We start from the raw sequence: 23208 nt of genomic DNA on the forward strand, positions 1-23208 counted from the left end.
ATTCTCCCTATATTGGTGCAACATCCATAAACATTTGAGCTATGTTAAAGTAAACTATTAGGCCCAGGGAATCTACTATGGTTGTGATAAGGGGACTTGCCATTATAGCAGGGTCTGCCCCGAGTCTCTTAGCAATTATTGGAAGAAGAGAGCCTACCACCTTGGCACTAACAACTATAAAGAAAAGTGTAACAGAAACCATAAGGGCAATCTCAACTCCTACCTTATCAAAAAGATAGCATTTGAAAAATCCTACTACGGATAAAAATAGACCGCATACCATTCCAATCCTACATTCCTTCCAAACTACCTTGGCCCAATCGGATAGTTCTATGTCCTTTGTAGCCATGGCACGGATTACAAGGGTTGAGGTCTGGCTTCCTGCATTTCCTCCAGAGTCAGTTAACATCGGTATAAACATATTAAGGGCAATTATCGACTGGATAACTGCCTCGTAGCTTTTAAGTATAGTTGAGGTAAAAGCAGATGAGATCATAAGAAACATCAACCAGGGAATCCTGTTTTTGGCAAGGTCCCAAACGCTCATCTTGCTGTATTCTTCCTCTTCTGGTGTGGTAGCAGCCATGATTTGGAAGTCTTCTGTAGCTTCTTTTTCGATTATCCACATGATATCATCTACCGTGATAATTCCTACGAGCCTATCTTCCTTATCTACTACTGGTAGGACAGTGAAGCCGTATTTTTGAAAGGTCCTTGCTACGTCTTCTTGGTCATCGTCTGTTCTAACTGTGATCACATCTTCATAGAGAAGAGTTGATATCGAAGTATCCCCATCACTTGTAACGAGATTTCTCAAAGATACATAGCCTAAAAGCTTTTTGGTAGAATCTGTAACATAACATGTATAGACAGTGACCTTGTTATTGCCAATCCTTTTTATTGTCCTTAAGGCTTCACTTACAGACATTGTTATCTTAAGCTCCACAAATTCTGGAGTCATCAGACTTGCTGCAGAATCTTCCGGAAACTTAAGATATTGGTTTACTTTCTTTCTCTTTTCTGTATCAGTATTTCTTAGAATCTTTTGAACAACAGAAGCTGGCATCTCCTCTAGGGTGTCTATCATATCGTCAAAGTCTAGTTGGTCTAAAAGCGAATGAAATTCTGTATCATTTAGTCCCTTTTTTATCTTATCCTTATCATCTGGACCAAGCTCTGCAAAAACTTCTATCGCATCTTCCTTTTTGAGGAGCCTAAAGACGATTAGGGCATCTTCTGCGCTTAGGGTCGATATGAATTCTTCTATATCGACGGGATTAGTCCTTCTTAAAAGTTTGGAAAGATTGGTCCCGTCGCGCTTTTCTAGAAGTGAGTTTAACTCTTCTACTCTTTTTGAATAATCATCATAGTTTTGCATCTATTCACCCATTTGGTCTAAGAGGACTTGGAGGGCCTTTTTGAATTGATCATCCTTTGAGAGGTTATCCTTTGAGATTTCAAGAGTTTCTTCACTATTTTCTACTTCTATATCAGGCTCTACTCCGACCTTATTAATTTTTGCACCTGATGGTGTGTGGTATTCGCTTATTGTAATCTTAGCCCCTGATCCATCGTCTAGTGGGAAAAGTTTTTGTACAATTCCTTTACCGAAAGTCTTCTTACCTATAATCTTTGCCCTATCTCTGTCTTTAAGCGCTCCAGATAAAATCTCGCTTGCAGATGCAGAGTTTTCATTTACTAGAACTGTCATTGGGATATCGTCTTTACCTTCATCACTTTCTTCTGTGATTACTTCTCCGTTTTTATCTTCTGTAGTAACTATGACTCCCTTATCTAAGAACTTATCTGCTATATCAAGACATACATCCAAAGATCCGCCAGGGTTATTTCTAAGATCTAGAACAAGCCCTTCCATTCCAGCATCCTTTAGCTTTTTGTAGGAATCCTCGAAGTCTTCTCCTGTTACATCATCAAAGGATTTGATGTGAATGTAGCCGATTTTCTTATCTCTTGCTTCCATAAGACTTTCATCAATAGTATCGACTTTGACATCGCGTCTTGCGACTTCCATATCTATATCTTTGAAGTTCTTACCGTCTTCTTCCACTCTTCTTACAGTGATTTTGACACTAGTATCTTCCTCACCCTTCATAATAGCGACAGCTTCTTCCATTTGATCTGCGGAATATTCCTTACCTTCGACCTTGATTATATAATCGCCTTCCTTAAGGCCAGCCTCAGCAGCAGGAGATCCGTCAAAGACTTGAACGACCTTGATAAAGCCTTCCTTGCTCGCTTGAACCAAAACTCCAATTCCCTTATATCTACCGTCGAGAGTCTCCATTAGCTTGGAAAACTCATCCTTGCTATAATATTGGGTGTAAGGATCGCCTAGATTAGCAAACATTCCCTTAAGAGATCCTTCATAGAGATCTTCTTTTTCATAATCAAAGAGGAAGTTCTTATCAAGTAAGCTCTCTAGCATATGCATATCTTCGATATGTGCTTGGTCTTCACTCTTATTTGTAGCATTTAAATCACGATTTAGGCCAACAACATAGCCTGTAAAACCAACTCCTGCCGTTAGGACAAGAGCCAATATAACTTTTCCAAATTTTTTCATATAGCCTCCATTAATATATAATATACTATATCACAAAAGGGGTAAGAATACACACAAGAAGAAAAATAAATTAAATTGTCAGCAAAGATAGGACAAATACTGAAAGCTTAAGGGTTCTATGGTATAATAAAGGAAAGTAAAACTAGAAAAAGGAGTTTTTATGAAAAAGAATAATCTTAAAAAGGGAATACTAGCAGTAGCACTAGCTACAAGTTTCGTCCTAGGAAACGGACAAAGCTTAACAAATGTACAAGCAGCCTCAGAAATTAACCAAGAAAGAAGCGTACAAGAAATATACGAAGATGCTTTTAAAGAATTAAAAGATAGTTACAATTCTTACCTTAACTTATATGATGACTATACTTATATAAACTCAACATCTTATCCAAAGGCATCTTTTGATGGAATAATGGAAAAGACTAAAGCTTTCCTAGAAGAAGAAAAGGATTTAACCAGTGATGAAGCTTACAAGATAGAAGCAGAAAAAGCAAAATCTCAATTAGCCTTGCTAAATGAAGCAAAAGATAAGCTAAACGGAGAAAGTGTAGATACAGAAACCCTAGCCAAATTATTAATGGAATCCCAAGGTTTCGTAAGAAATGATTCCAATTATAAAAATGCTCCAAAAGATAAAAAAGACCTTTATGATCTTGCGATTACAAATGGATACTTAGTTTTCAACAAAGGATCTAATAAATTATCTGAAGGTGAATACGAAAAAGCAGTCTCAGATATAAGAGAAGCAAGAGAAGCTATAATCAGAGCTGTTAAGGAAAATAGAACAAAAGAAAACCTAGCTAAAGAAATTAAAGAATCAGAAGAAATTGTTAAAGAAAAGGACAAATACACCGAAAATACCTACAAAATGTTTGAACTTGCTCTAACAAGTGCAAAATCAATAGAAAACAATCCTAATTCAAAGCTTGAAGAATATGAAGAAAGCATAAATAATTTAAAGGAAGCAAAAGAAGGTCTAAAACTTAAAGAAGATGCAGAAAAAATAAAAAAGGCTCTAGAAGAGTTAAAAGCAGCTAAAAAAGAGCACCAAATAACAGTTAAGGCTTGCAAAATGCTCTTAGACTACCCATCTATTGCCAAAAATAACGGCGATAGAATCAGAGCTTACCTCGAAAAATCTGCTAAGGTGATCGAAAAAGCTAACAAAATCTTAGAACAATATGGAATGAATTAATAAAGAAAAGGAGTAAGAATGCTTAAGAAAAAACTACTAGCCCTAATATTTACTATAAACTTTGCTTTTCTAGCAACAGTACCAGGTTTTCAAACCATATCTCCGGTAAGCATAAGCTATGCAGCTGAAAACGAAATAGCAACTCAAAGAGAACAATTGCAAAAAGGAGTTAATGATAGCGAAAATATTTTCGCATCTAAAGCATACGGACTAATAAATAAAGAAAGCCTTAAGGCAGAATATAATGGGGCCCTAGAGTATGCTAAGTCAGTCCTAAATAATGAAAATGCAAGCTATGAAGAGCTTAGAAATGCGACAATAGGACTTAACGATGCCAAGAATAATCTAAAAGAATATGGCAAGAAAATACTAGCAGTTCAAGAATTAAAAGCTACTATTGACGATCATAAAATTACTATAAAATCAATTAATTATATAATGAGTGAATATCCTGCCTTAGCTCGCTCAATGGGTGATAGAGCAAACGACATTATAAGAAGAAGTAACGAAATTATTGCAAAAGCAGAAAGTATAATAAGTCAATTTGAATAAATGAGTAGAGTAAGATCGGCCACGCTGGCCGATTTTTCTTTATACTTGCATTAAGTTAGCTTTCTGGTTAAATATATAAGCGATTTACTTAAGGAAGATAAAGGGGGATTTTTGGATACAGCATCATTATTAATATTGTCAGTTGGCCTTGCCATGGATGCTTTTGCCGCAAGTATCTGCAAGGGCTTATCTGAGAAGACACATTCTATAAAAAACAGTTTGTCGGTTGGTTTTTGTTTTGGATTTTTCCAAGCCTTTATGCCAGTTATTGGATTCTTGTTAGGAAGAAGATTTGCGGAAGCTATAAGGGCTATTGATCATTGGATAGCATTTTTCTTGCTTCTAATCTTAGGCCTTGAGATGATTAAAGCATCAAGAAATGCCTATTGTGAAGTTAATCACGGCTTTGACTTCTTATCCTTATCAAAAATGGGAGTTGCTACCTCTATCGATGCTCTAGCTGTAGGAGTAGGGCTTGCCTTTTTAAATATAGATATAGTAAAGTCTGCATCTACAATAGGGATCGTAACTGCCCTTCTTTCAGTAATAGGCTTTAAGATTGGCTCAAAACTTGGCATGAAGAGTAAGCAGATAGCAGAGCTTGCAGGAGGAATAATCCTCATAGGCCTTGGAGCGAAAATTTTAATCGAACACTTATTTTTACAATAATATCAACTGAAAAACTCCCCTTAACGGGGAGCTTTATTTTTACTGATTAATTAGATTTAATTTTCTAAGAAGGGTCATAAGGGCAGAAAGTACAACCGCTACAACTGAAGCTAGGACCATTCCCTGTAGCTCTATTGCTCCAAACTTTAAAGAAAGCCCTGAAAGACCTGCTATAAATATTACTGATGTCAAAACTAAGTTATAAGATTTAGAATAATCTACCTTCTGATCTACCAATAGTCTTATACCGCTTGTACCTATCATTCCATAAAGTAAGAAGGTAACTCCTCCAATTACATTTCCTGGAATAGTTTGAATAATTGCAGCCAAGGGTCCGAAGAAGGCCATAATTATCGAAATAACTGCAGCTCCCCCAATAACTTGGACTGAGTAGACTCCTGTAATAGCCATAACTCCGATATTTTCTCCGTAAGTTGTAGTAGGAACACCGCCTACAAGTCCTGATAGGGCTGATGAGAAGTTATCGGCAAAGATTGATCTGTGTAGACCTGGTTCTTTTAAAAGATCTCTTCCTATGATATTGCTTGTTACTACTTGGTGAGAAATATGCTCGCTCGTGATTACTAGGATTACTGGAAGCATAGCAAGGATTGCACTAGCTGAAAACCTAGGTGCCCTGAAGTTTGGTAGGGTAAATAGGCTTGCTTCTCTTACGGGAGTAAAGTCTACCATACCGAAAAATACCGCAGCAATATAGCCTACTACAATTGAGATTAAGATTGGAATTGTTGAGAAGAATCCCTTAAAGGCAACTGAACCGATGATTGCTGTAAATAGTGTTATAAAAAAGACCAAAAAGTCCTTAGAACTTGCTGTATCTGTCATAAGATTGGCCCCAATTGTTCCTCCTGTTACAGTATTTCCAGCAAGCTCAAAACCTATAAGGGCAACAACTGCTCCCATAGCTGCAGGTGGAAGAAGGACATCTATCCAACCTGTACCAAACTTATATATTATATAAGCTAAGATACAGCCGACAATTCCGACCACAATAAAAGCACCCTGAGCATATTGGAAACCTTCGCTTGCGATAATAGCTGTACCTGGAGCTAAAAATGCGAATGAAGAACCCAAATAAGCAGGTGCTTTTTGTTTAGTAATTAATATAAATAATAAAGTTCCGATACCGTTCATCAATAATACGATACCTGGATTAATGCCAAATAAAATAGGAACTAGGACACTAGCGCCAAACATTGCAAAAGTATGTTGGATCGACAAGGGTAACAATAATTTTAATGGAACTTTTTCTTCTACTTTGTAAATTTTCTTAGAATTTTTCATAATACCTCCCTAAATTTCCACATGATATTGTAGCAAAATAGAGAGGACTTGTCAAACTATATCATTAAAATAAATTTCTATCTAAATATCTTTTTATTTATTTTTCACAAACTAATTCGACAATATTATCCTCTATCCCAATAACTTTAAAACCTAGGTCTATATGGATTTTATAAGCATATGTTCGTGTTTTCTCAAAATTATTATGAAGATATTCTATATTTTCAAAGGAAAAAGCCTTATCGATTAAAAGTTTTAGACCAGCCTTACCGTAACCCTGTCCCCTATACTCATTTTTAATTACAATACCTATGTCCCTGGTGCGAAATCCTAAGCTTGAAGGGTGAAAATTTACATCACCTACAAATTTTTTTAATTCTTCATCATAGATATAGGCGTAAAAATAATCACCTGGATTAAAAAAATAAATATCATACCGTCTTTCCCGATAGCTTCTATCGGGAATTATGCAGCCTGTAGTCTTATCATAGCCAGCAAATTGCAGATCATATCCTTTGTTGTAAGCCATAGTAAGAGGATCATTTAATAGAATTTTGGCAAAATCTAATTCATTTTCTTTTGGTATATATAATTTTATATTATTCATTTTTTATTCTCACACACAAAAAGCAAGTGGTTACTAGCTCCTAGTGTTTCTGGATTTTTGCAATTATTAAGGTGGAAGGCTAGATAATTATTAAATGATTCTTCCGCCATTTCTTCCAATTTTTGGCTTAAAATCTCAGCAAAGCCATCGCTTGCAACTATTTCTTTTATAGTTAAACCTGCTTTTTCAATCATTTCTTTCGCTTCATTTAATTTGAAAAATACAAAAGGTCTATCTATTAATCTCTGCTTTTCGCTAATATAAGAATCACTAGAAAAAATATTTGTGTTATAATTAATAGTTTCACTTATTAGGACAGTGTCGTGATTTATAAAAGATATTAATATATAACCATCATCTTTGCACACTCTTTTTGCCTGTCTAAACACATCTCTTCTGTCTTCTTCCTTGGATAGATGATACATTGGACCAAACAAAAGCACTATATCAAAATAATTTGATTCTAGATCTTTTAGGTCATAAGAGGACTTATTATAGGCTTTTATCTTGGCAAAGGCTTTTGACCTAGATTTTAAAAGTTTAAAATTTGAAGATGATGGCTCAAAGGCTACTATCTCACAAGCTTTTTGACCTAGTGGAAGGGTATAGGCTCCTGTTCCAGCACCAACATCAAGGATTTTTGAGTCTGAACTAATTAGTTTTTCTATTTCTTTTAGAGTAGTTATTTTTTCTACAAGACCAGTTCTTGATTTAAGGCGTTTATCTTCATCAAATACCTTATATAATTCTTCGTTCCTATCTAAGTCGTTATCAATTTTTAAAATCTCGCTCATATCCATATCATAACTCCTTTAAAATTAATGTACCTTGTTAAAATATTTATTCTATATTATATGTAAATATCCTTAATCAAAAACTGTAAAACTTTCTTCATAGGTAAATTAAGAGTTGGAAACTATTTTCTAACGAACTTAAATATTTGAAAATTAAAGGATAAAATATATAATATCATTAGGAGAAGCAAGCTTTTCAATCTCCAAAAAAGCCCTTGATTAAACTTCAAGGAAATGTAGAGTATGAATCTTCATGAGATTCAAGACAAGGCAGTAGGTGCGAACTACTGCCTTGTCTTTTACTTGTTTTTGCTTTTTTATCTATATATCTAATGATATATTTCCTAAATAAAAATCGACAAATCCTAACTTAGTGGACTTGCCGATCTCAAAAGCTTTATGGTTTATTTTACAAAAGGTCTTCGCCTTTTACTGCATCTATTATTTCGTCTTTTATATCATCTACCTTATCTTTAACTTCGTCCATCTTATTATTGTTTTTGAGGTATAGATAAGCTCCTACTGCTGTTGCAGCAGCTGTAAATAGTACTTTTCCTACTGTATTTTCTTCTTTTCTTCCTCTATTGTTTCTATAATCAAACATTTCTGCCTCTTTCTTTAATTTTCAAAAGAGTAGATCTTCTACCCTAGTTGGCCTTTCTTTCTATATCTTGATTATACTTTCCATATTATTGATTTTCAAATTAGTTTATATTAATTTATATGTTTTTGTTTTTAACTTATCTTTAATCTTCTCTTACAAGTGGCATAGACATACATCTTGGTCCTCCCCTACCTACAGTTAGGGTTGATGAGTCAAGCTTTATTACTTCTATGCCGTTTAGCTCGAGCATTTGGTTGGTCACGGTATTTCTCTTATAGACTATTACCTTGCCTGGAGCGATAGCTAGGGTGTTTGATCCATCTGTCCATTGTTCTCTAAGGGCTGCTATTGGATCTCCGCCGCCACATGGAAGCAGTTTTATTTCATCTAGCTTTAGGGCATCTTTTAAAAGGTCGTCTAGAGATTTTTCTATAATCTCTTCCATAATCCTATCATCTTTTTTGCTAAATTTAATAGCATGGAAAGTAGAAATTATTCCAGGATGGTAGGTGAAGGTGTCATAATCGATTTGAGTAAAGACAGTATCTAGGTGCATGTAGGCTCTTTCATTGGGGATGTTTATTGCAATAATTTCTTTAATCTTGGACTCCTCATCAAATAAGATATTGTGAGCAAGGTCCTTGATTGCCGCTAGTTGAGTTCTTTGACTTATGCCAATCATCAAGAGATTTTCATTTATATTTAATATATCTCCACCTTCTATATGGTATCTATTTCCCCTACCATAATAATTCTTAGTCCCCTTGTAATCCTTGTGGTAGTTAAATATATAGTCAGCATATATTGTCTCTCTTGATCTTGTAACTGAATACATGGTGTTGATGGATACTCCCTTTCCTATTGTGGAGAAAGGATCTCTGGTAAAGTAAAGATTTGGCATAGGATTTATGGCGGTGTATTTATAGTCAAATAGGACGTGGTCATTTTTGATTCCTAGCTCATTTAGGGTAAGGCCTGCCATAGTCTTTAGGACGAATTCTTTATCATCTTTTATAGATTCTAATAACTTTTTCGCCTCACTAAGGACTATTTCATCTTCTATATCTGCCTCTTTAAGGTATTGGTCAAGAAATTTTTCTTTAAGCTCCTTACTATCTTTTAAAGTCTCTGCCATCAAGTCTTCTAGATAAACTACCTCTACTCCCTCATTTCTAAAAATCTTAGCAAATTCGTCGTGCTCTTCCTTGGCCTTGTCTAGGTCAGGTATGTCGTCAAAGAGTAACTCGTCCAAGGCATTTGGTGTAAGATTTAGTAGCTCATCGCCTGGCCTATGTACGAGGACCTTCTTGAGTTTGTTGATTTCGTTATTTACGTTGATATTATTCATATTTTCTCCTTAAATATCCTTAAAAAAAGGCAGTTTCTTTCTCAAAAAACTACCTATAATCAATTAGCCCAGCCAACATCTTTAATTTTATATCTTAATTATACCCAAAATTCTGACAAAAGAAAAGCTTACCATCGTCTAAACTTGCAAACTTACTTAATTCAAATATAATGTGAATTAGATATATCTTATACTAGGAGGGAAACTAATGAAAAAATTTAATATAGCATCTCTTATGCTTGCGACAGCTTTAGTCCTAAGCGCATGTGGAAACACAGCTGACAAAGAAGTTGACAAGAAAGAAGATACTAAGGTAGAAGAATCTGCCGAAAACAAAGACGATAAGGCTACTGATAACAAAGATGAAGCCGACAAGGAAGAGGAAAAGGTCGAAGAAGTTAAGCCAGAAAATGCTGAACAAGCTGAAGGCAATGTAATTCTTCACAGGGGCTATCCAAAAAGCGAAGGAGCCAGATCTTTCCCTCGTATAGTTGTTGCAACAAGTGGAGATAAGATTGTTGGAGTATCAATCGACGAATACCAATACGCTGGAGACGATAAGGGCTATCAAGCTACACCAAATTCTGATAAGGGATTTGGAGAAGGAACAGCTGAAGGAAAAATACTTATCTCAAAGATGGATAACGAAGAGCAATATTCATCAGAAATGAAGGAAGCAGGATCTCCTACAAGTCTTAAGGAAACTTACGAAGGAATATCTCAGTTCGTAAAGGGTAAAACAATCGAAGAAGTTGAAACCTTCCTAAAAGACAATAGTGAAGACGAAATAATCGAAGCTGTAACAGGAGCAACATTCAAGTCAACTCCTGCCCTACTAAACCACGTAGTAACAGTTGCAAGAGATGACCAATTCCTATCTGTAGGACATGCAGAAAATCCAGAAGATATTACATTTAAGGCTGTTACAGGTGCTCCTCACGGAGACAAATCATTTGCTGATTGCGTTCTAGCTATGGAAGGCGATAAGATCATCGCAGCAAGCTTCGACGAATTCCAATACATGGAAGATTCTGAAGGAATCACAAATGCAGAAGATGACTTTACTCAAGGCTATGCTGATAGCAACAAGGCCCTAGTTTCTAAGCTAGAAAATAACGATAAATATTCGTCTCTAATGACAGAAAAAGCTCAATCAACAGTTTCAATCAAAGACAACTTTGAAGCAATCGAAAAATTCGTTGCTGGAAAGACTGCAGCAGAAATTGAAGAAGCTATAGCAGCTAAAAACGAAGACGGAACAATTGATTCTGTAACAGGAGCAACCCTAAAAGATACAGCAAATTACCTACAACTTATAGTAGATGCTGCAAACAAATAAGTCTATTAAGTCAAGGGCACATATGCCTTTGGCTTTTTGCTTGCGAATTTTTCGATTTATAAAATTTTGCGTTAATCTTCATTTCCCCTATTTGGGAATTCAAAAAAGGAAAGCGAGATTTCCTATATATTATCGCTTTGTCTTGGTGATTAAATATCATACAATTATGATATAATGTATATAGGAGGCTCTTATGAAATTTTCTGATGAAAATCTATATACTATGTCCGAAGCTAATTCTAATTTTTCGAAAATAACGAGGGCGGCTGATCGAAATGGTTATGCTGCAATTATCAAAAATAGCAAGATATCTTATGTCCTACTACCCTATGATATGGTAAAGACAGAAGAAATTCTTATGGGCGAGGATATGGAAGAAGTTGCGAGAAGACTTATTGAAAAGATAAAAGACGAATATAATATCCAGCTCAAGCTAGATATTGAGTAAAGAAAAACAGGCAAGATTATTATTTCTCGCCTGTTTCTCTTTAACTTTATTGAGCTTCAAAGTCTGCTTTAAATTGTGGTGCGAATGCTTCAAGCTCTGCCTTAACGTCTGCATTTGGATTTGAAAGGATGCTTTCAAGTAAGCTTGCTACGTCGTTGTAGGCTTGTTGGCTTCCTGGAACAAGTGGTCTAGAGAATAACTTCTCACTTGCATCATCTAGGATTGGAGCAATCTTAGAGTCAGATGATTTGTACTTGTCATCTGTTACAGCAGATTTCCTAGCTGGCATGTAGCCTGTTGCTAGAGCAAAGTCGATTTGGCCATCCTTGCTAGATAGGTATTTGATATAATCAAAAGCTGCTTTCTTTTCTTCATCACTAGCTTTGTCAAACATATAGATATTTGTACCTTGTTGGAAGGCTTTTTCTGCTGGATAAGGAGCTGCTTCGTATTCGAACTTGCCGTCTACCCCTTCTTTAATATATACTTCACCAGCGTTTGAACCGATGTAGGCGCCTGCTTGCTCATTAGCAAATGGGCCTGACATATATTGGTCAGTTCCCGCGATTCTAAAGTAACCTTCTTTGATTCCTTCTAGATAATATTCAACTGCTTCTACTGATTCAGGACCTGCTACATCTAGATCCTTATCAAAATCTATGCCCTTGTTTTTAAGGTAAGTGATGTAGAAGTTTGATAGAGAGTCGAAACCAACTCCTGGTATTCCCTTTTCTTCGTAAATTTTCTTTGATACTTCCTTAAGCTCTTCGTAGTTTGTTGGAACCTTAAGTCCTAGTTCATCGAAGAGGTCTTTGTTGTACCAAAATACTTCTGTTGACTTGTTAAATGGAAGTCCTTCGATCTTGCCATCATGTTCGATTTCATCCCTTATACCTGGGAAGATATCATCGTAATCATCAATACCATCTTTTACATAGTCTGTAAGATCTGCTATCATATTAGCATCTTTGAATTGAAGCATCCAGTCAGGATAAGCTTGAGTTATTGTTGGAAGTTCCTTTGGTGATTGCATAGATGCAACGAGGATTTGGTTTAAGTCTCCGTAATTTCCTTGACCTTGAAGGGTAACCTTGATATTTGGGTTTTCTTCTTCAAATTTCTTAGTCACATCTTCAAGAGCTTCGCCTTGGCCTCCACCCATAGCGTGCCAGAATACTATTTCTGTTTCACCTTCCGCCTTGTCTTCTTCTTTTTCTTCTTCCTTCTTGTCATCTTTAGCTTGATCAGCACTTTCTTCTACCTTGCTGTCAGCCTTTTCTTCACTTGCGTCTTCATTAGATCCGCATGCTGTGAATACTCCAAGTGACAAAACTAGAGCCATTAACAACGATAATTTCTTTTTCATAAAATCTCCTTTGTTATATTTTCCTTCATTAATATTATATACCATTTTTCTATCTTTTGATACCCCCATAGGAAACTCCACTTAGGATTTGTTTCCTAAAGAGGAAATATAATATTAAAATTGGCATTATAGTGATAGTACTTGCTGCCATTTGAAGGTGAATTAATTGGCCTGCTTCACTAGCAAAGGCTGACAGACCGTTTGATATAAGTCGCATCTCAGTGGTGTTTGTAACAAGGATTGGCCACAAGAAAGAGTTCCATCCTGTAATAAAGTTTAAAAGTCCTATGGTAAATAGATTTGACTTGCTCATAGGAATCATTACTTTTCTAATAAATTCGAAATCACTTGCCCCATCTACCTTGGCTGCCTTGTAGAAATCCATCGGTATGGATTTGAGAAATTCCTTTAGGTAAAAGATATAAAATACTGATGCCAAAAAAGGAATAATAAGGGCAGTATAAGTATCAATAAGACCAAGTCTTGCAATTGTTGAAAAGTTAGTAAAGATTATTATCTCAAAGGGAATCATTAGAAGCGATAGCATGAAGGCTTCTAGGAGCTTTTTGTATTTGAAATTACAAAAGTTTAGGGCAAAGGCCGCAAGGGTTGTAGTTATCAAGGTAACTATGGTATTGGTCAAAGATACAAAAACTGTATTTAGGAAATACCTTCCGAAAGGAGCAACCTTCATAGCCTCGATATAGTTTGAAAATATTGGCTTTTCTGGAAGAAGCTTAGGAGGAATACTCGTTACTTCTTGAAAGCTCATTAGCGATGATGAAATCATATAAAGGAAAGGAAATACTGTAATAATCGCCATGATTACAACAAAGATATATCCAATCACTCTTAAAACTTTTTGCATTATTTTGCCAACCTTTCTATTGCCTTCTTTTGTAAGAAAGTAAGTACTAAGAGGAATAAGAATAAAATCACTCCAGCAGCCATAGCCTGGCCATATCTGTATTCTACATAGAACTTGTTGTAGATATAAAAGACTGCAGTTACAAGTCTATTGCCGACTCCTGCCCTGCCGTTAAAGAGGGCGAAGATTGAATTGTAGACCTTAAAGGCTGTGATAAAGCTTGTAAGAAACAAGAAAGTAATGATTGACTTAAGCTGTGGGAGGGTTATCTTTCTAAATTGCTCCCAGCTGCTTGCACCAAACATCTCAGCCACCTTGTAATAATTTTTATCAATTGACCTTAGACCTGCGAGTATTACTATAATGTTAAAGGCCAAGGCATTCCATACACCAAATATTATAAGGGCTGTCATATTATAATCAGGATTATTTAGAAAATCTATGGGTCCAAGACCTACAAAACCTAGAAGGTAGTTGATGAAACCGTATTGGCCATGGAATAGATATCTAAACACAATACCTATAGCTATAACACTAGTTAGGTAAGGAATAAAGAATAGAGTCTCGAAGAACTTCCCGCCCTTGATATTGGTATTAAGGACTAGGGCTATAAGCATGGCGATAATTATTGATAAAGGAACAACTGTTACCGCATAGATTAAGGTATTTATCATAGCCCTCTTAAAGAGAGGATCCTTCAAAACAATCGGAAAGTTTGAAAATCCAACAAAGCTAGGTGCGAGTATGTTATTATTTTGCATACTCATAACAAAGGTCCTAATCAAAGGATAGACAGAAAAAACAAGGATAGATATAAGGGCTGGGGCTAGATATAGCCAAGCCTTGTTGTTTTTTTCCGCAGAATACTTAAGCTTTTTCATTAGTAAACCCTACTTCCGTCTTCTTCAAAAATATAAATTGATGGATAGTCTATAGATATTCCTATCTCATCTCCTGCTTTAATCTCAAGCTTGCTATCTACTATCATTTTGGAAGCTACATCATCTAAGTCAAAGTGAAGGATCATATATCTTCCTATCATTTCTATAGAATCAACTCTTACCCTGATATCACTCTCATCATAAAGGATAAAGTGCTCTGGTCTAATACCTACTAGGTAATCTCCATCCTTTAACTCTTTTCTAAATCTTTCTTTCTTAAAATCATCTAGCTTAAGGTCTAGATCAGAAGAAATTAGCTTGTCATCCTTCTTTTCAAATTCAAAAATATTAATAATTGGATTTCCAATAAATTTCGCAACGAATAGATTTGCTGGATTTAGGTAGAGATTTTGTGGCTTATCATATTGTTGGATAACTCCCTTATCCATCAAGGCTATATAATCAGATATAGAAAGAGCCTCTTCCTGGTCGTGAGTTACAAAAATCGTAGTTACTCCAACTTCCTTTACTATATTTCTAATCTCTTCTCTAATAGAAAGCCTAAGTCTTGCGTCTAGGTTACTTAAAGGCTCATCTAGGAGAAGAGTCTTTGGATTTTGGATAAGGGCACGAGCTATGGCCACCCTTTGTTGTTGACCACCTGAGATTTGACTCGGCTTTTTATCCTTTATCTCTCCGATATAGGCGAGATCCATGTATTTTTGGGCAATCTTGATTGCTTCTTGCTTTTTTACTTTCTTATCCCCAACCGTAAGCGGAAAGATAATATTTTCTAGAACTGTCATGTGGGGATATAGGGCGTAGTTTTGGAAAACCATGCCTATATCACGGTCTTTGGGGTGTTTATTTATTACACTTTCCCCATCGAACTTGATATCTCCCTTAGTTGGGTCAAGGATTCCTGCTATTATGTTTAGTATAGTAGACTTACCGCAGCCAGAAGGCCCTAGAAGAGTAACCAAGGCTCCATCTTCTATATCTAAGTTGATAGACTTTAAGGCCTCATAACCATTTTCATAAACTTTGTTCAGATTTTCAATATTAATCATAATACCTCTTTAATAATTATTCTAAGGGAAAGGTCAACAAGATTACTAGCATAGCAAGCATTAGGCCTATTCCTATTAGAGTGAACCGGTCTTCTTGTTTCTTTAGGGCCAGAATTACCAAGGCTATTGATAAGAAAAATAGGAATAGATAAATCTGTATAAAAATCCCCTCATCAAATTTTTTGTAAACTAACATCATTATTACTACAGCCGCAAGCAAAAGTATTACCGAAATAATGATTTTGCTCTTCTTATTTTCCATAATCGAATTAAGAAAACTTATAGCAGCAACTACCATAAGCAAGGGCCATAATAAATAATCGAAAAATAAATTTATCATAATACCTCTGTATATAATTATATCATATCTGAATTTATATTTAATAGTATTTACCCTAATTAAACTTGATAATTTGAAATTTTACAAAAAAATACCAAGAATAAGGCTTAGCCCATGCTTGGTATTATGATTATTATTCTACTGGCTTTAACAAGTCAGACTTGATGTAGCCTGCTTGGCCATTTACTGATACTCTTGACCAGCCGTCTTTTTCTAATAGTACTAGGATCTCATCTCCTGGGTGAGCTTCCCCTACTATCTCAGAATCTGTCGTTGGATCAAGTCTTATATTTACAATATCTTCTACTTTGTAATCTACTCCAGCCATCACATCAGAACCTTCATTTTCTGTTTCTTCTTCTGGAGTCTCAACCATTTCATTTTCTTCAGTATTTTCTTCTTCAATATTTTCTTCTTTGTTTGTATCTTCAGCCTTTTCTGTAACTTGGCTTTCTTCACTTGCCTCTGGATGACGCTTAGATTCGTAAGTGTCATTAGCACAAGAAGCCAAACCAAGGCTTAGGGCTAATATCATCAATACTTTAATCTTTTTCATTAATCTTCTCCAAACATTTCTCTAACTTCAGTTTCGCTGTAGATGTAGTTGGTTAGAACTATACCTAGGATTTCTGCATTTACATTTTCAAGTTGTTTTATAGATTCCTTGTATAGGTCATTGTCCTTGTTGGCAAAAGTCGTAAATACCAAAACCTTATCGCATAGGGCTAGAAACATATTAGCTTCTGGTATATCCTTGTTTGCGGTTGTATTTACAAAGATATAATCGAAAGAATCTCTAAGGCTTTCTATGAAGTTTTTGATATCCGTTGGTTCTAGGAACTCATCAGCATAATCAGAGACCTTTCCTGAATACATTAGGTAGATATTGTCGAACTTTTCATCGAATTTGATAAGGTCGTCTTTTGAATAATCTCCAAGGACTCCATCTATAAAGCCCCTTTCCTCAAACTTATCAGTCAAATCTTCAAGGGCAGGCTCTCTTAGGTTGGCATCTATTATTAGGATTCTATCTCCTTCTTCAGCTAGATGCTTGGCCATAATATAAACATTCAATACCTGATCAGTATGATTTGTTGTAGATGTAAATCCTATAAGCTTATCGCTAGATCCCAGCGTTTTTACTAGCTTATCTTCAAGGTCATAAAAGGCTTGAAGAGCTATTTCCTTTTTCTCTTCGTCTTTTTTCCTAAACATCTAATTCTCCTTTGCTGTATGGGGCAAGCTTACCAATTATTGGATAGTCCTTCTTTGTAGTATCTTTATTGGATCTGTTTTGTCTATTGATTCCGTAAAGGATCTCATCTTGGTCTATTATTGTAGTCTCGCCGAAGTCTTCTTCTTCAAAGTCTACTGGATCAATTTTTTGTGTACCTGTAAAGTCCCTATCATCAGCCTTGTCGTCATCATTGTCATTATAGGCATAGGATGAATAGTCTTCTTCCTTCTTAAAACTTACTCTTCCATCCTTTACTTCTCTTTTGGAATCAGAAGTGATTTTCCCATAATCATCTTCATAAGTCTCGTACTCTTCGAGTTCTTCTTCATTAGCTTCTGCCTTTTGTGCCTTAGCTAATAAGACCTTGTTATTAAAGGAGTTTACCCTAATCATTCCAATAAGAGTCGCTATGATGAATACTCCAAGTCCTACAATAGATGCGTAAGTTTTACCATTGTTTACCCTACCTGCAGATTGGTAGGAGTATTCCATAACTTGGGCATCTGTTCCGTAAATATTTCCTATAACTCTTACTGCAAGGTCTGCGTATTCATCTGCTATGTCTTCTGCCCTAAGCTTATTTGTATCTGTTACTACAATATCTACTACAGATGAGCCTTCTATAGGCTCTATTCTAAGTTTTGCATCAAGCATTCCCAAAGACATATCGATCCCTAGATTGTCTAGTACTGTCTTTTTAATCTTGTTTGAGTTAATAGTAGCTGCGTAGGTACTTGCATCTCCTGCATCCTCATTTACATTTTCAATTCCTGTAGTTATAATCTTACTTTTTGCCCTATATTCATTAAAACCTGAATAACTTAGGGCGAAGTAGAAGATAACTGCTGCTAGAATTCCTGCGATTAGTCCTGCTGGAATTGCACTAAATAGCGATCTTTTTTCTTTCATTTTAACCTCCAAAATCCTTAGCGCCTTCAATCATCAACTGTCTTGCTTTTCTTATGCCTAATTCTCCTACCTTATCAGGATACTTTCTAACAAAATATTCTATATAAAACCTATACATCTTAGGAAAAAGTGCCCTGGAAAGTTTTCCCTTATCATAGAAGAACTTCTCGTCAAAACCTGTAAACCAAGTCGAATCATCATTGTAGATTTTCGCTATAAGCTTAGTAGAAGTCCTCACTCTTAACTTATTTCTAATGCAATCTGCGATAAAGATCGAATCTTCACCCGCACCGTTTCCAGTTCCTGCTCCAAAATATGTGGACAATAATATATTTTTCTCAAGGATCTTCTCTCGCTTAAAAGCGAAATGAACTGATCCATATCTTAAAGCATTGTAGATCTTTAGGTCTTTTTCTTCCTTTACCTTGATAGTCTCAGCCCCATCCTTATAAATAATGGTCTTCATTACAAAAAAGTCCACATCAGGATGTTCGATAAAGGCTTCCTTGATTTTTCTTTCGTAATCATCTTCTAAGACTTCATCGTCATCACAAAATAGGACGACATCTGCCCTAGAATTTAAAATAGCGAGGTTTCTCGACCTACCAAGTCCCCTCGTATCAGTCGATATCATCCTTACCTTAAAACCGTCTTCCTCGATTTCTTCGTAGGAATTATGGTCTGTTTGATTGATAATCAGGCAATCCGTACTTAAGTTAAATCTCTTATAAAAACTAATGTCATCTACATTCATAGCAGAAATCAAAACTTCTATACTCATATTACCTCGTACTTTCTGCCTTTTCCCAAGTTGCCGCACTCTTACCTGTAAGCTCATTTTTGGCTCCGAGTATTTGGGCAAGCATCATCATGGAATAATATCTTGGAAAATAGACGATCTTACTTTTCGCCTTGCTTACTTGACCCAAAATGGCAAGAATTATAAAGACTACTTGGCCTAGAAGGATTAGCTTGTAGATAAATCCTTGTCTAATAAGAAATATATTACTTATAAATAATACTATATGAAAGAAAGCCTGCAAGAATCTTAAGGTCTTATGGTTAAAGTGAAAGAAGGAAAACCAACCGTATTTGAAAATATTTAACCTTCTAAGATTGGTCCTAATATTTGTAAGAATCCTTCTTTGCATCCTGACCTTTCTCTTAAACTCATCACTTGTAGTAGATCCTGCCTTCTCAAAAGCTAGGGCATCCTCGTTATAAAGGGCCCTCTTACCATTAAGAGCTGCGTGAAGGGGCATCTCGTAATCGTGAGAGCTTACTAGGTCATAGTTCCTATAGTCCTTCTTCCTACAAGCATAAATCGCACCATTTCCTGCAGCTATTGTTTTAATATTTGACTCGATTTTTCTCATAGTAAGTTCCATATTCCAGTAGGTATTCTCCGCTACAACCGAAGCTGTCTCATCTTCCTTGTAGATAAGAGACCCGCAGACATATTCTATATCGTCTGAAGTAAAATAGGAAACAAGCTCACTTATGGCATCTTCCTTAAAGATCGAATTTGCATCAGAGAATACTAAAATCTCTCCCTTGGCTACCTCTACCGCCTCGTCTTGGGCGTTGGTCTTGCCCAAATGATTTCTTACAGTATTTACTCTAATATCAAAGTCCGGATGACTTTTTATAAAATTTTCACTAAGCTCCACAGTCTTGTCATTTGAAGCGTCATTTGCAATTATAACTTCAAAGTCTGGATAGTCAGTCCTTATAATATTGTTAAGCTTCTTCTCTATGACTTTCTCCTCATTATAAGCTGATATGATAACCGAAACTTTGGGCTTGTATGTGTAATCTTTTATGTTTTTTCTTTTTATAATTTTATCTAATAATAAAAGTGTCAATGGGTAGCCTATCATGGGATAAAATATCGCAAAGGCCGACACCCAAAATATTATCTTCATAAGCACTCTCCTTAGCTTATTATATAACATTCATTATACTGTAAGCAAATTAAGATTGCTCTTTTTCAAGCTTTTTTTGTAAGAACTTGTAAAATTTTTCTCTAGGGATAAACTAATAAATAAGAAAGGATACATAATGACAATAGAATTAGACATAATACAGACTCTAGGCATCGGGATGATTGCCTATATTATGGGGGTCTTAATCAAAAACAAATTTGAATTTTTTAAGAAATTTTTCATTCCATCTCCTGTAATAGGAGGTCTTATTATTAGCCTTGTGATATTTATAATCAAGGAAAGGGCCAAGATCGATTTTAAATTCGACGGAACCCTCCAAGACTTCTTTATGAATATATTTTTTGCATCCATAGGACTTGCTGCATCCTTTAAGAGTTTGAAAAAGGCGGGAGTGATTGGTCTTAAGCTTGCAATCGTAATAATCCTCCTCCTACCTTTACAAAATATGATCTCTGTAGGAATTTCCATAATCCTTGGCATCAATCCCCTCCACGGTGTGGCTATGGGATCTACTTCAATGACTGGAGGAATAGGATCTGCCATATCTTTCGGCAAAATCATGGAAGCTAAGGGAGCAGTAGGAAACACCTCCATAGGAGTGGCAGCGGCGACCTTCGGACTTTTGGTTGGAAGCCTGGTAGGAGGACCTGTCGCAAAAAGACTCATCAAGACCCACTCGCTTAGATCAAAAGGCGCCTTGTACGAATCAAAAGATAACAATATTAGAAGAATAATAAATCAATCTTCCTTGATGAAGGCTATAGTACTGGTAAGTCTTTCAGCCTTCTTGGGAACTTTCATTAACAAGATCCTTGCCCTAACTTCCCTAAGCTTTCCCTACTATGTAGGCTGCCAATTCGGAGGTCTTATCGTAAGAAATATCTACGACCTACTAAGAAAAGACGTGGACCTTACTAATGTAAACATAGTAGGAAATATTTCCCTCAACCTCTTCCTATCCCTTGCCCTAATCAATCTGAACATTTCGGCAATAATAGGCCTTGCAGGACCTATGTTTGTAATTTTAGTAGCCCAAGCGATTTTTATAGGAATCTATACAAGTCTTGTGACTTACAGATTTTGTGGCAAAGACTACGATGCTGCAGTAATGGCAGCAGGCCATTGCGGGGTAGGACTTGGACAAACACCAAACGCCATGGCAAATATGGAAGCAGTTATAGAAGAAAAGGGACCTGCAGATATAGCAATGTTCATATTTCCCATAGTCCTAGCAGTAGCAGTAAATCTCTTCAATCCCTTAGTTATTACATTTTTTATAGATTTATTGGCATAGGAAGGGGCTGTTGCAAAACTATGAATAATCATCGTACCATCGTTAGAAGGTTCTCTTAGGAAATTTTACCTCTCCTAGCCGGTAGGCTAATTGGCACCTGCCGGCTGGTGGAGGCGATTAGCCCGTCGGCTTATTGAGACTTTCCGTGGAGGTTCTTCTAACGATAATGGTACGATTTATTCATTCTGCAACAGCCCCCTTTTGTTTATTTAATTTTCACACAAAATGCGTCCCAGGCCTTAAGCTTGCCTGAATTCTTAACTTCTTTGACATCTGTATTAGAAATTACATTATCAGTATAATCTTCTTCTAAGTCAAAGTCTTGGCTTTCTCCAGAAAAGTTTACTACGATTAGATATTTTTCTAAGTCAGTCTCTCTTGTGTAGGCGAAGACTTTCTCTTCTGTTTCTAAAAGTTTAAAGTCAGCGTCTACTAGCCAATCCTTCTTTTTTCTTAAGTCAACTAGTTTTTGGTAGGTGTAAAAAATTGAATCAGGATCTTCGAGAGCTTCTTCTACATTTATTTCCTTGTAATTTGGATTTACAGGAAGCCAGGTTGAATCGGCCTCAGAAAAGCCAGCATTCTTGGAGTCGTCCCATTGCATAGGAGTTCTAGCGTTGTCACGACCTATAACAGATACCCTATCTAGGATCTCTTCCTCGTCTTCTCCCTTTTCTAGGCATTCCTTGGCATAATTTATTGATTCAATATCTTCAAATTCTGACAAGTCCTTGAAAGGATAATTGGTCATGCCGATTTCTTCTCCTTGATAGATATAAGGAGTTCCTCTCATAAGGTGAAGGAGGATGGCGAGAGCCTTGGCTGATTTTTCTCTATATTCGCCGACATCTGCCCAAAGTGAAAGGACTCTAGGAAGGTCGTGGTTTTCCCAAAATAGCGAATTCCAACCCTTGCAAAGCTCTAGTTCAGTTTGCCATTTGGCGAAAATTTCCTTAAGCTTACTTATATCAAGGTCCTTCTCATAGAACCATTTAGCCATACCCTCCTTGTGTTGAAGGCCAATATGCTCAAATTGAAATACCATGGAAAGCTCTTCATTTTCTGGATTTGAATATTTCTTGGCAATTTCAGGACTTGCTCCCCAAGTCTCACCTACTGTCAAAAGATCGTGCTTGCCAAAGGTATTTTTGTTCATCTCCTTTAGATAAGTGTGAAGCATCGGTCCATTTTCCCTTATTTCCTTATCAGGAACTTTGCCTAGAAGATCGATTACATCCATGCGGAAGCCCCCGATTCCCTTATCAATCCAGAAGTTCATCATGTCGTAGATTTCATGACGCAAGTCTTCATTCTCCCAGTTAAGGTCTGGTTGCTTCTTGCTAAATAAGTGGAGGTAATATTCGCCTGAAGCCTCATCATACTCCCAAGCAGAGCCAGAGAAGGAAGATTCTAGGCCGTTTTTCTCCTTCCTCCAAATATAATAGTCACGCTCAGGGCTAGCTGGATTGTCTCTCGCCTCTATAAACCAAGCATGTTCATCTGAGGTATGGTTTACAACAAGATCCATGATGATTCTAATGTCTCTTTTCTTAGCTTCTGCCAAAAGCTCTTCCATATCATCCATATTGCCAAAAATATCTGCAATAGCCCTATAGTCAGAAATATCATATCCATTATCATCCATAGGACTTTGATAAACTGGAGAAAGCCAAATAGCATTAATCCCAAGCTTTTCCAGATAATCGAGCTTAGAAATAATTCCTCTAAGATCTCCTATTCCATCATTGTTTGAGTCCATAAAGGACCTTGGATAAATTTGATAAATAGTCGCCTTATGCCACCAATGTTTTTTCATATTCCACCTCTCTATAATCTTTTCTAAATTCTTTAAGGC

At 36.2% G+C, this 23208-nt stretch carries 24 protein-coding genes; 6 read left to right on the forward strand and 18 right to left on the reverse strand.

Annotated features, from left to right (window positions below; genetic code table 11):
• Window positions 1-7: 7 nt before the first annotated feature.
• Window positions 8-1378 (reverse strand): magnesium transporter, encoded by a 1371-nt coding sequence (gene mgtE, locus C7D97_RS05965; protein WP_105301183.1) that lies wholly within the window; start codon window positions 1376-1378, stop codon window positions 8-10.
• Window positions 1379-2584 (reverse strand): S41 family peptidase, encoded by a 1206-nt coding sequence (locus tag C7D97_RS05970; RefSeq protein WP_105301184.1) that lies wholly within the window; start codon window positions 2582-2584, stop codon window positions 1379-1381.
• Window positions 2585-2744: 160 nt separating this feature from the next.
• On the opposite strand from C7D97_RS05970, the gene C7D97_RS05975 reads away from it, so the two are divergent.
• The 3 genes from C7D97_RS05975 to C7D97_RS05985 all read left to right on the forward strand — a co-directional run bounded on the left by C7D97_RS05975 (window position 2745) and on the right by C7D97_RS05985 (window position 4997).
• Window positions 2745-3776, forward strand: coding sequence for an HsdR family type I site-specific deoxyribonuclease (locus C7D97_RS05975; RefSeq protein WP_105301185.1), 1032 nt, complete (start codon window positions 2745-2747; stop codon window positions 3774-3776).
• 18 nt (window positions 3777-3794) lie between these two features.
• The gene (locus C7D97_RS05980) at window positions 3795-4328 is read left to right on the forward strand and encodes an FIVAR domain-containing protein (RefSeq protein WP_105301186.1); all 534 of its coding nucleotides are present in this window, start codon (window positions 3795-3797) and stop codon (window positions 4326-4328) included.
• A gap of 111 nt (window positions 4329-4439) precedes the next feature.
• A complete protein-coding gene (locus tag C7D97_RS05985; RefSeq protein WP_105301187.1) occupies window positions 4440-4997 on the forward strand; it encodes a manganese efflux pump MntP in 558 nt (185 codons plus the stop codon).
• Between the two features lie 39 nt (window positions 4998-5036).
• Here C7D97_RS05985 and uraA read toward each other — a convergent pair whose 3' ends face one another.
• From uraA to C7D97_RS06010, 5 genes are all read right to left on the reverse strand, one after another.
• Window positions 5037-6302, reverse strand: a complete 1266-nt coding sequence (uraA, locus tag C7D97_RS05990; protein ID WP_105301188.1) for a uracil permease — start codon at window positions 6300-6302, stop codon at window positions 5037-5039.
• 97 nt (window positions 6303-6399) lie between these two features.
• Window positions 6400-6909 (reverse strand): GNAT family N-acetyltransferase, encoded by a 510-nt coding sequence (locus C7D97_RS05995; protein ID WP_105301189.1) that lies wholly within the window; start codon window positions 6907-6909, stop codon window positions 6400-6402.
• The gene (locus tag C7D97_RS06000; protein WP_240308890.1) at window positions 6906-7703 is read right to left on the reverse strand and encodes a class I SAM-dependent methyltransferase; all 798 of its coding nucleotides are present in this window, start codon (window positions 7701-7703) and stop codon (window positions 6906-6908) included. The genes C7D97_RS05995 and C7D97_RS06000 overlap by 4 nt, the downstream gene beginning before the upstream one ends.
• A gap of 409 nt (window positions 7704-8112) precedes the next feature.
• Window positions 8113-8307, reverse strand: coding sequence for a hypothetical protein (locus C7D97_RS06005; RefSeq protein ID WP_105301191.1), 195 nt, complete (start codon window positions 8305-8307; stop codon window positions 8113-8115).
• Between the two features lie 142 nt (window positions 8308-8449).
• Window positions 8450-9655 carry an arginine deiminase gene (locus C7D97_RS06010; protein ID WP_105301192.1) on the reverse strand — a complete coding sequence of 402 codons (1206 nt, stop codon included), beginning with the start codon at window positions 9653-9655 and terminating at the stop codon, window positions 8450-8452.
• A 208-nt stretch (window positions 9656-9863) separates the two neighbouring features.
• Between C7D97_RS06010 and C7D97_RS06015 the strand changes: the two genes are divergently transcribed.
• Together C7D97_RS06015 and C7D97_RS06020 are read left to right on the forward strand one after the other, a co-directional pair.
• Window positions 9864-10994 carry a peptidoglycan-binding protein gene (locus tag C7D97_RS06015; RefSeq protein ID WP_105301193.1) on the forward strand — a complete coding sequence of 377 codons (1131 nt, stop codon included), beginning with the start codon at window positions 9864-9866 and terminating at the stop codon, window positions 10992-10994.
• 193 nt (window positions 10995-11187) lie between these two features.
• Window positions 11188-11442, forward strand: a complete 255-nt coding sequence (locus C7D97_RS06020) for a type II toxin-antitoxin system prevent-host-death family antitoxin (protein ID WP_105301194.1) — start codon at window positions 11188-11190, stop codon at window positions 11440-11442.
• 46 nt (window positions 11443-11488) lie between these two features.
• On the opposite strand, the gene C7D97_RS06025 is transcribed toward C7D97_RS06020, so the two are convergent.
• The 10 genes from C7D97_RS06025 to C7D97_RS06070 form a co-directional block, all read right to left on the reverse strand.
• Window positions 11489-12808, reverse strand: coding sequence for an ABC transporter substrate-binding protein (locus tag C7D97_RS06025; protein WP_105301862.1), 1320 nt, complete (start codon window positions 12806-12808; stop codon window positions 11489-11491).
• Between the two features lie 49 nt (window positions 12809-12857).
• The gene (locus C7D97_RS06030) at window positions 12858-13676 is read right to left on the reverse strand and encodes a carbohydrate ABC transporter permease (protein WP_105301195.1); all 819 of its coding nucleotides are present in this window, start codon (window positions 13674-13676) and stop codon (window positions 12858-12860) included.
• Window positions 13676-14557, reverse strand: a complete 882-nt coding sequence (locus tag C7D97_RS06035) for a carbohydrate ABC transporter permease (RefSeq protein ID WP_105301196.1) — start codon at window positions 14555-14557, stop codon at window positions 13676-13678. The genes C7D97_RS06030 and C7D97_RS06035 overlap by 1 nt, the downstream gene beginning before the upstream one ends.
• Window positions 14557-15627, reverse strand: coding sequence for an ABC transporter ATP-binding protein (locus tag C7D97_RS06040; protein ID WP_105301197.1), 1071 nt, complete (start codon window positions 15625-15627; stop codon window positions 14557-14559). Before C7D97_RS06040 ends, C7D97_RS06035 begins: the two co-directional genes overlap by 1 nt.
• A 16-nt stretch (window positions 15628-15643) precedes the next feature.
• Window positions 15644-15967, reverse strand: coding sequence for a hypothetical protein (locus tag C7D97_RS06045; protein ID WP_105301198.1), 324 nt, complete (start codon window positions 15965-15967; stop codon window positions 15644-15646).
• 133 nt (window positions 15968-16100) lie between these two features.
• A complete protein-coding gene (locus C7D97_RS06050) occupies window positions 16101-16523 on the reverse strand; it encodes an SH3 domain-containing protein (RefSeq protein ID WP_105301199.1) in 423 nt (140 codons plus the stop codon).
• A complete protein-coding gene (locus C7D97_RS06055) occupies window positions 16523-17182 on the reverse strand; it encodes a CpsD/CapB family tyrosine-protein kinase (protein ID WP_105301200.1) in 660 nt (219 codons plus the stop codon). Before C7D97_RS06055 ends, C7D97_RS06050 begins: the two co-directional genes overlap by 1 nt.
• Complete coding sequence (locus tag C7D97_RS06060; RefSeq protein ID WP_105301201.1) at window positions 17175-18113, reverse strand: YveK family protein; 939 nt, start codon at window positions 18111-18113, stop codon at window positions 17175-17177. Before C7D97_RS06060 ends, C7D97_RS06055 begins: the two co-directional genes overlap by 8 nt.
• Before the next feature lies 1 nt (window position 18114).
• Window positions 18115-18894, reverse strand: coding sequence for a glycosyltransferase family A protein (locus C7D97_RS06065; protein WP_105301202.1), 780 nt, complete (start codon window positions 18892-18894; stop codon window positions 18115-18117).
• Window position 18895: 1 nt separating this feature from the next.
• Window positions 18896-20038 (reverse strand): glycosyltransferase, encoded by a 1143-nt coding sequence (locus tag C7D97_RS06070; RefSeq protein WP_105301203.1) that lies wholly within the window; start codon window positions 20036-20038, stop codon window positions 18896-18898.
• A 136-nt stretch (window positions 20039-20174) separates the two neighbouring features.
• Between C7D97_RS06070 and gltS the strand changes: the two genes are divergently transcribed.
• The gene (gene gltS / locus C7D97_RS06075; RefSeq protein WP_105301204.1) at window positions 20175-21353 is read left to right on the forward strand and encodes a sodium/glutamate symporter; all 1179 of its coding nucleotides are present in this window, start codon (window positions 20175-20177) and stop codon (window positions 21351-21353) included.
• Between the two features lie 205 nt (window positions 21354-21558).
• Here the strand turns inward: gltS and C7D97_RS06080 are convergent, their stop codons facing one another.
• Window positions 21559-23169: a glycoside hydrolase family 13 protein gene (locus C7D97_RS06080; protein ID WP_105301205.1), complete on the reverse strand. Its 1611-nt coding sequence runs from the start codon at window positions 23167-23169 to the stop codon at window positions 21559-21561.
• Window positions 23170-23208 lie beyond the last annotated feature (39 nt).

It is taken from the genome of Anaerococcus marasmi, from assembly GCF_900290195.1.
Lineage (GTDB): Bacteria > Bacillota > Clostridia > Tissierellales > Peptoniphilaceae > Anaerococcus > Anaerococcus marasmi.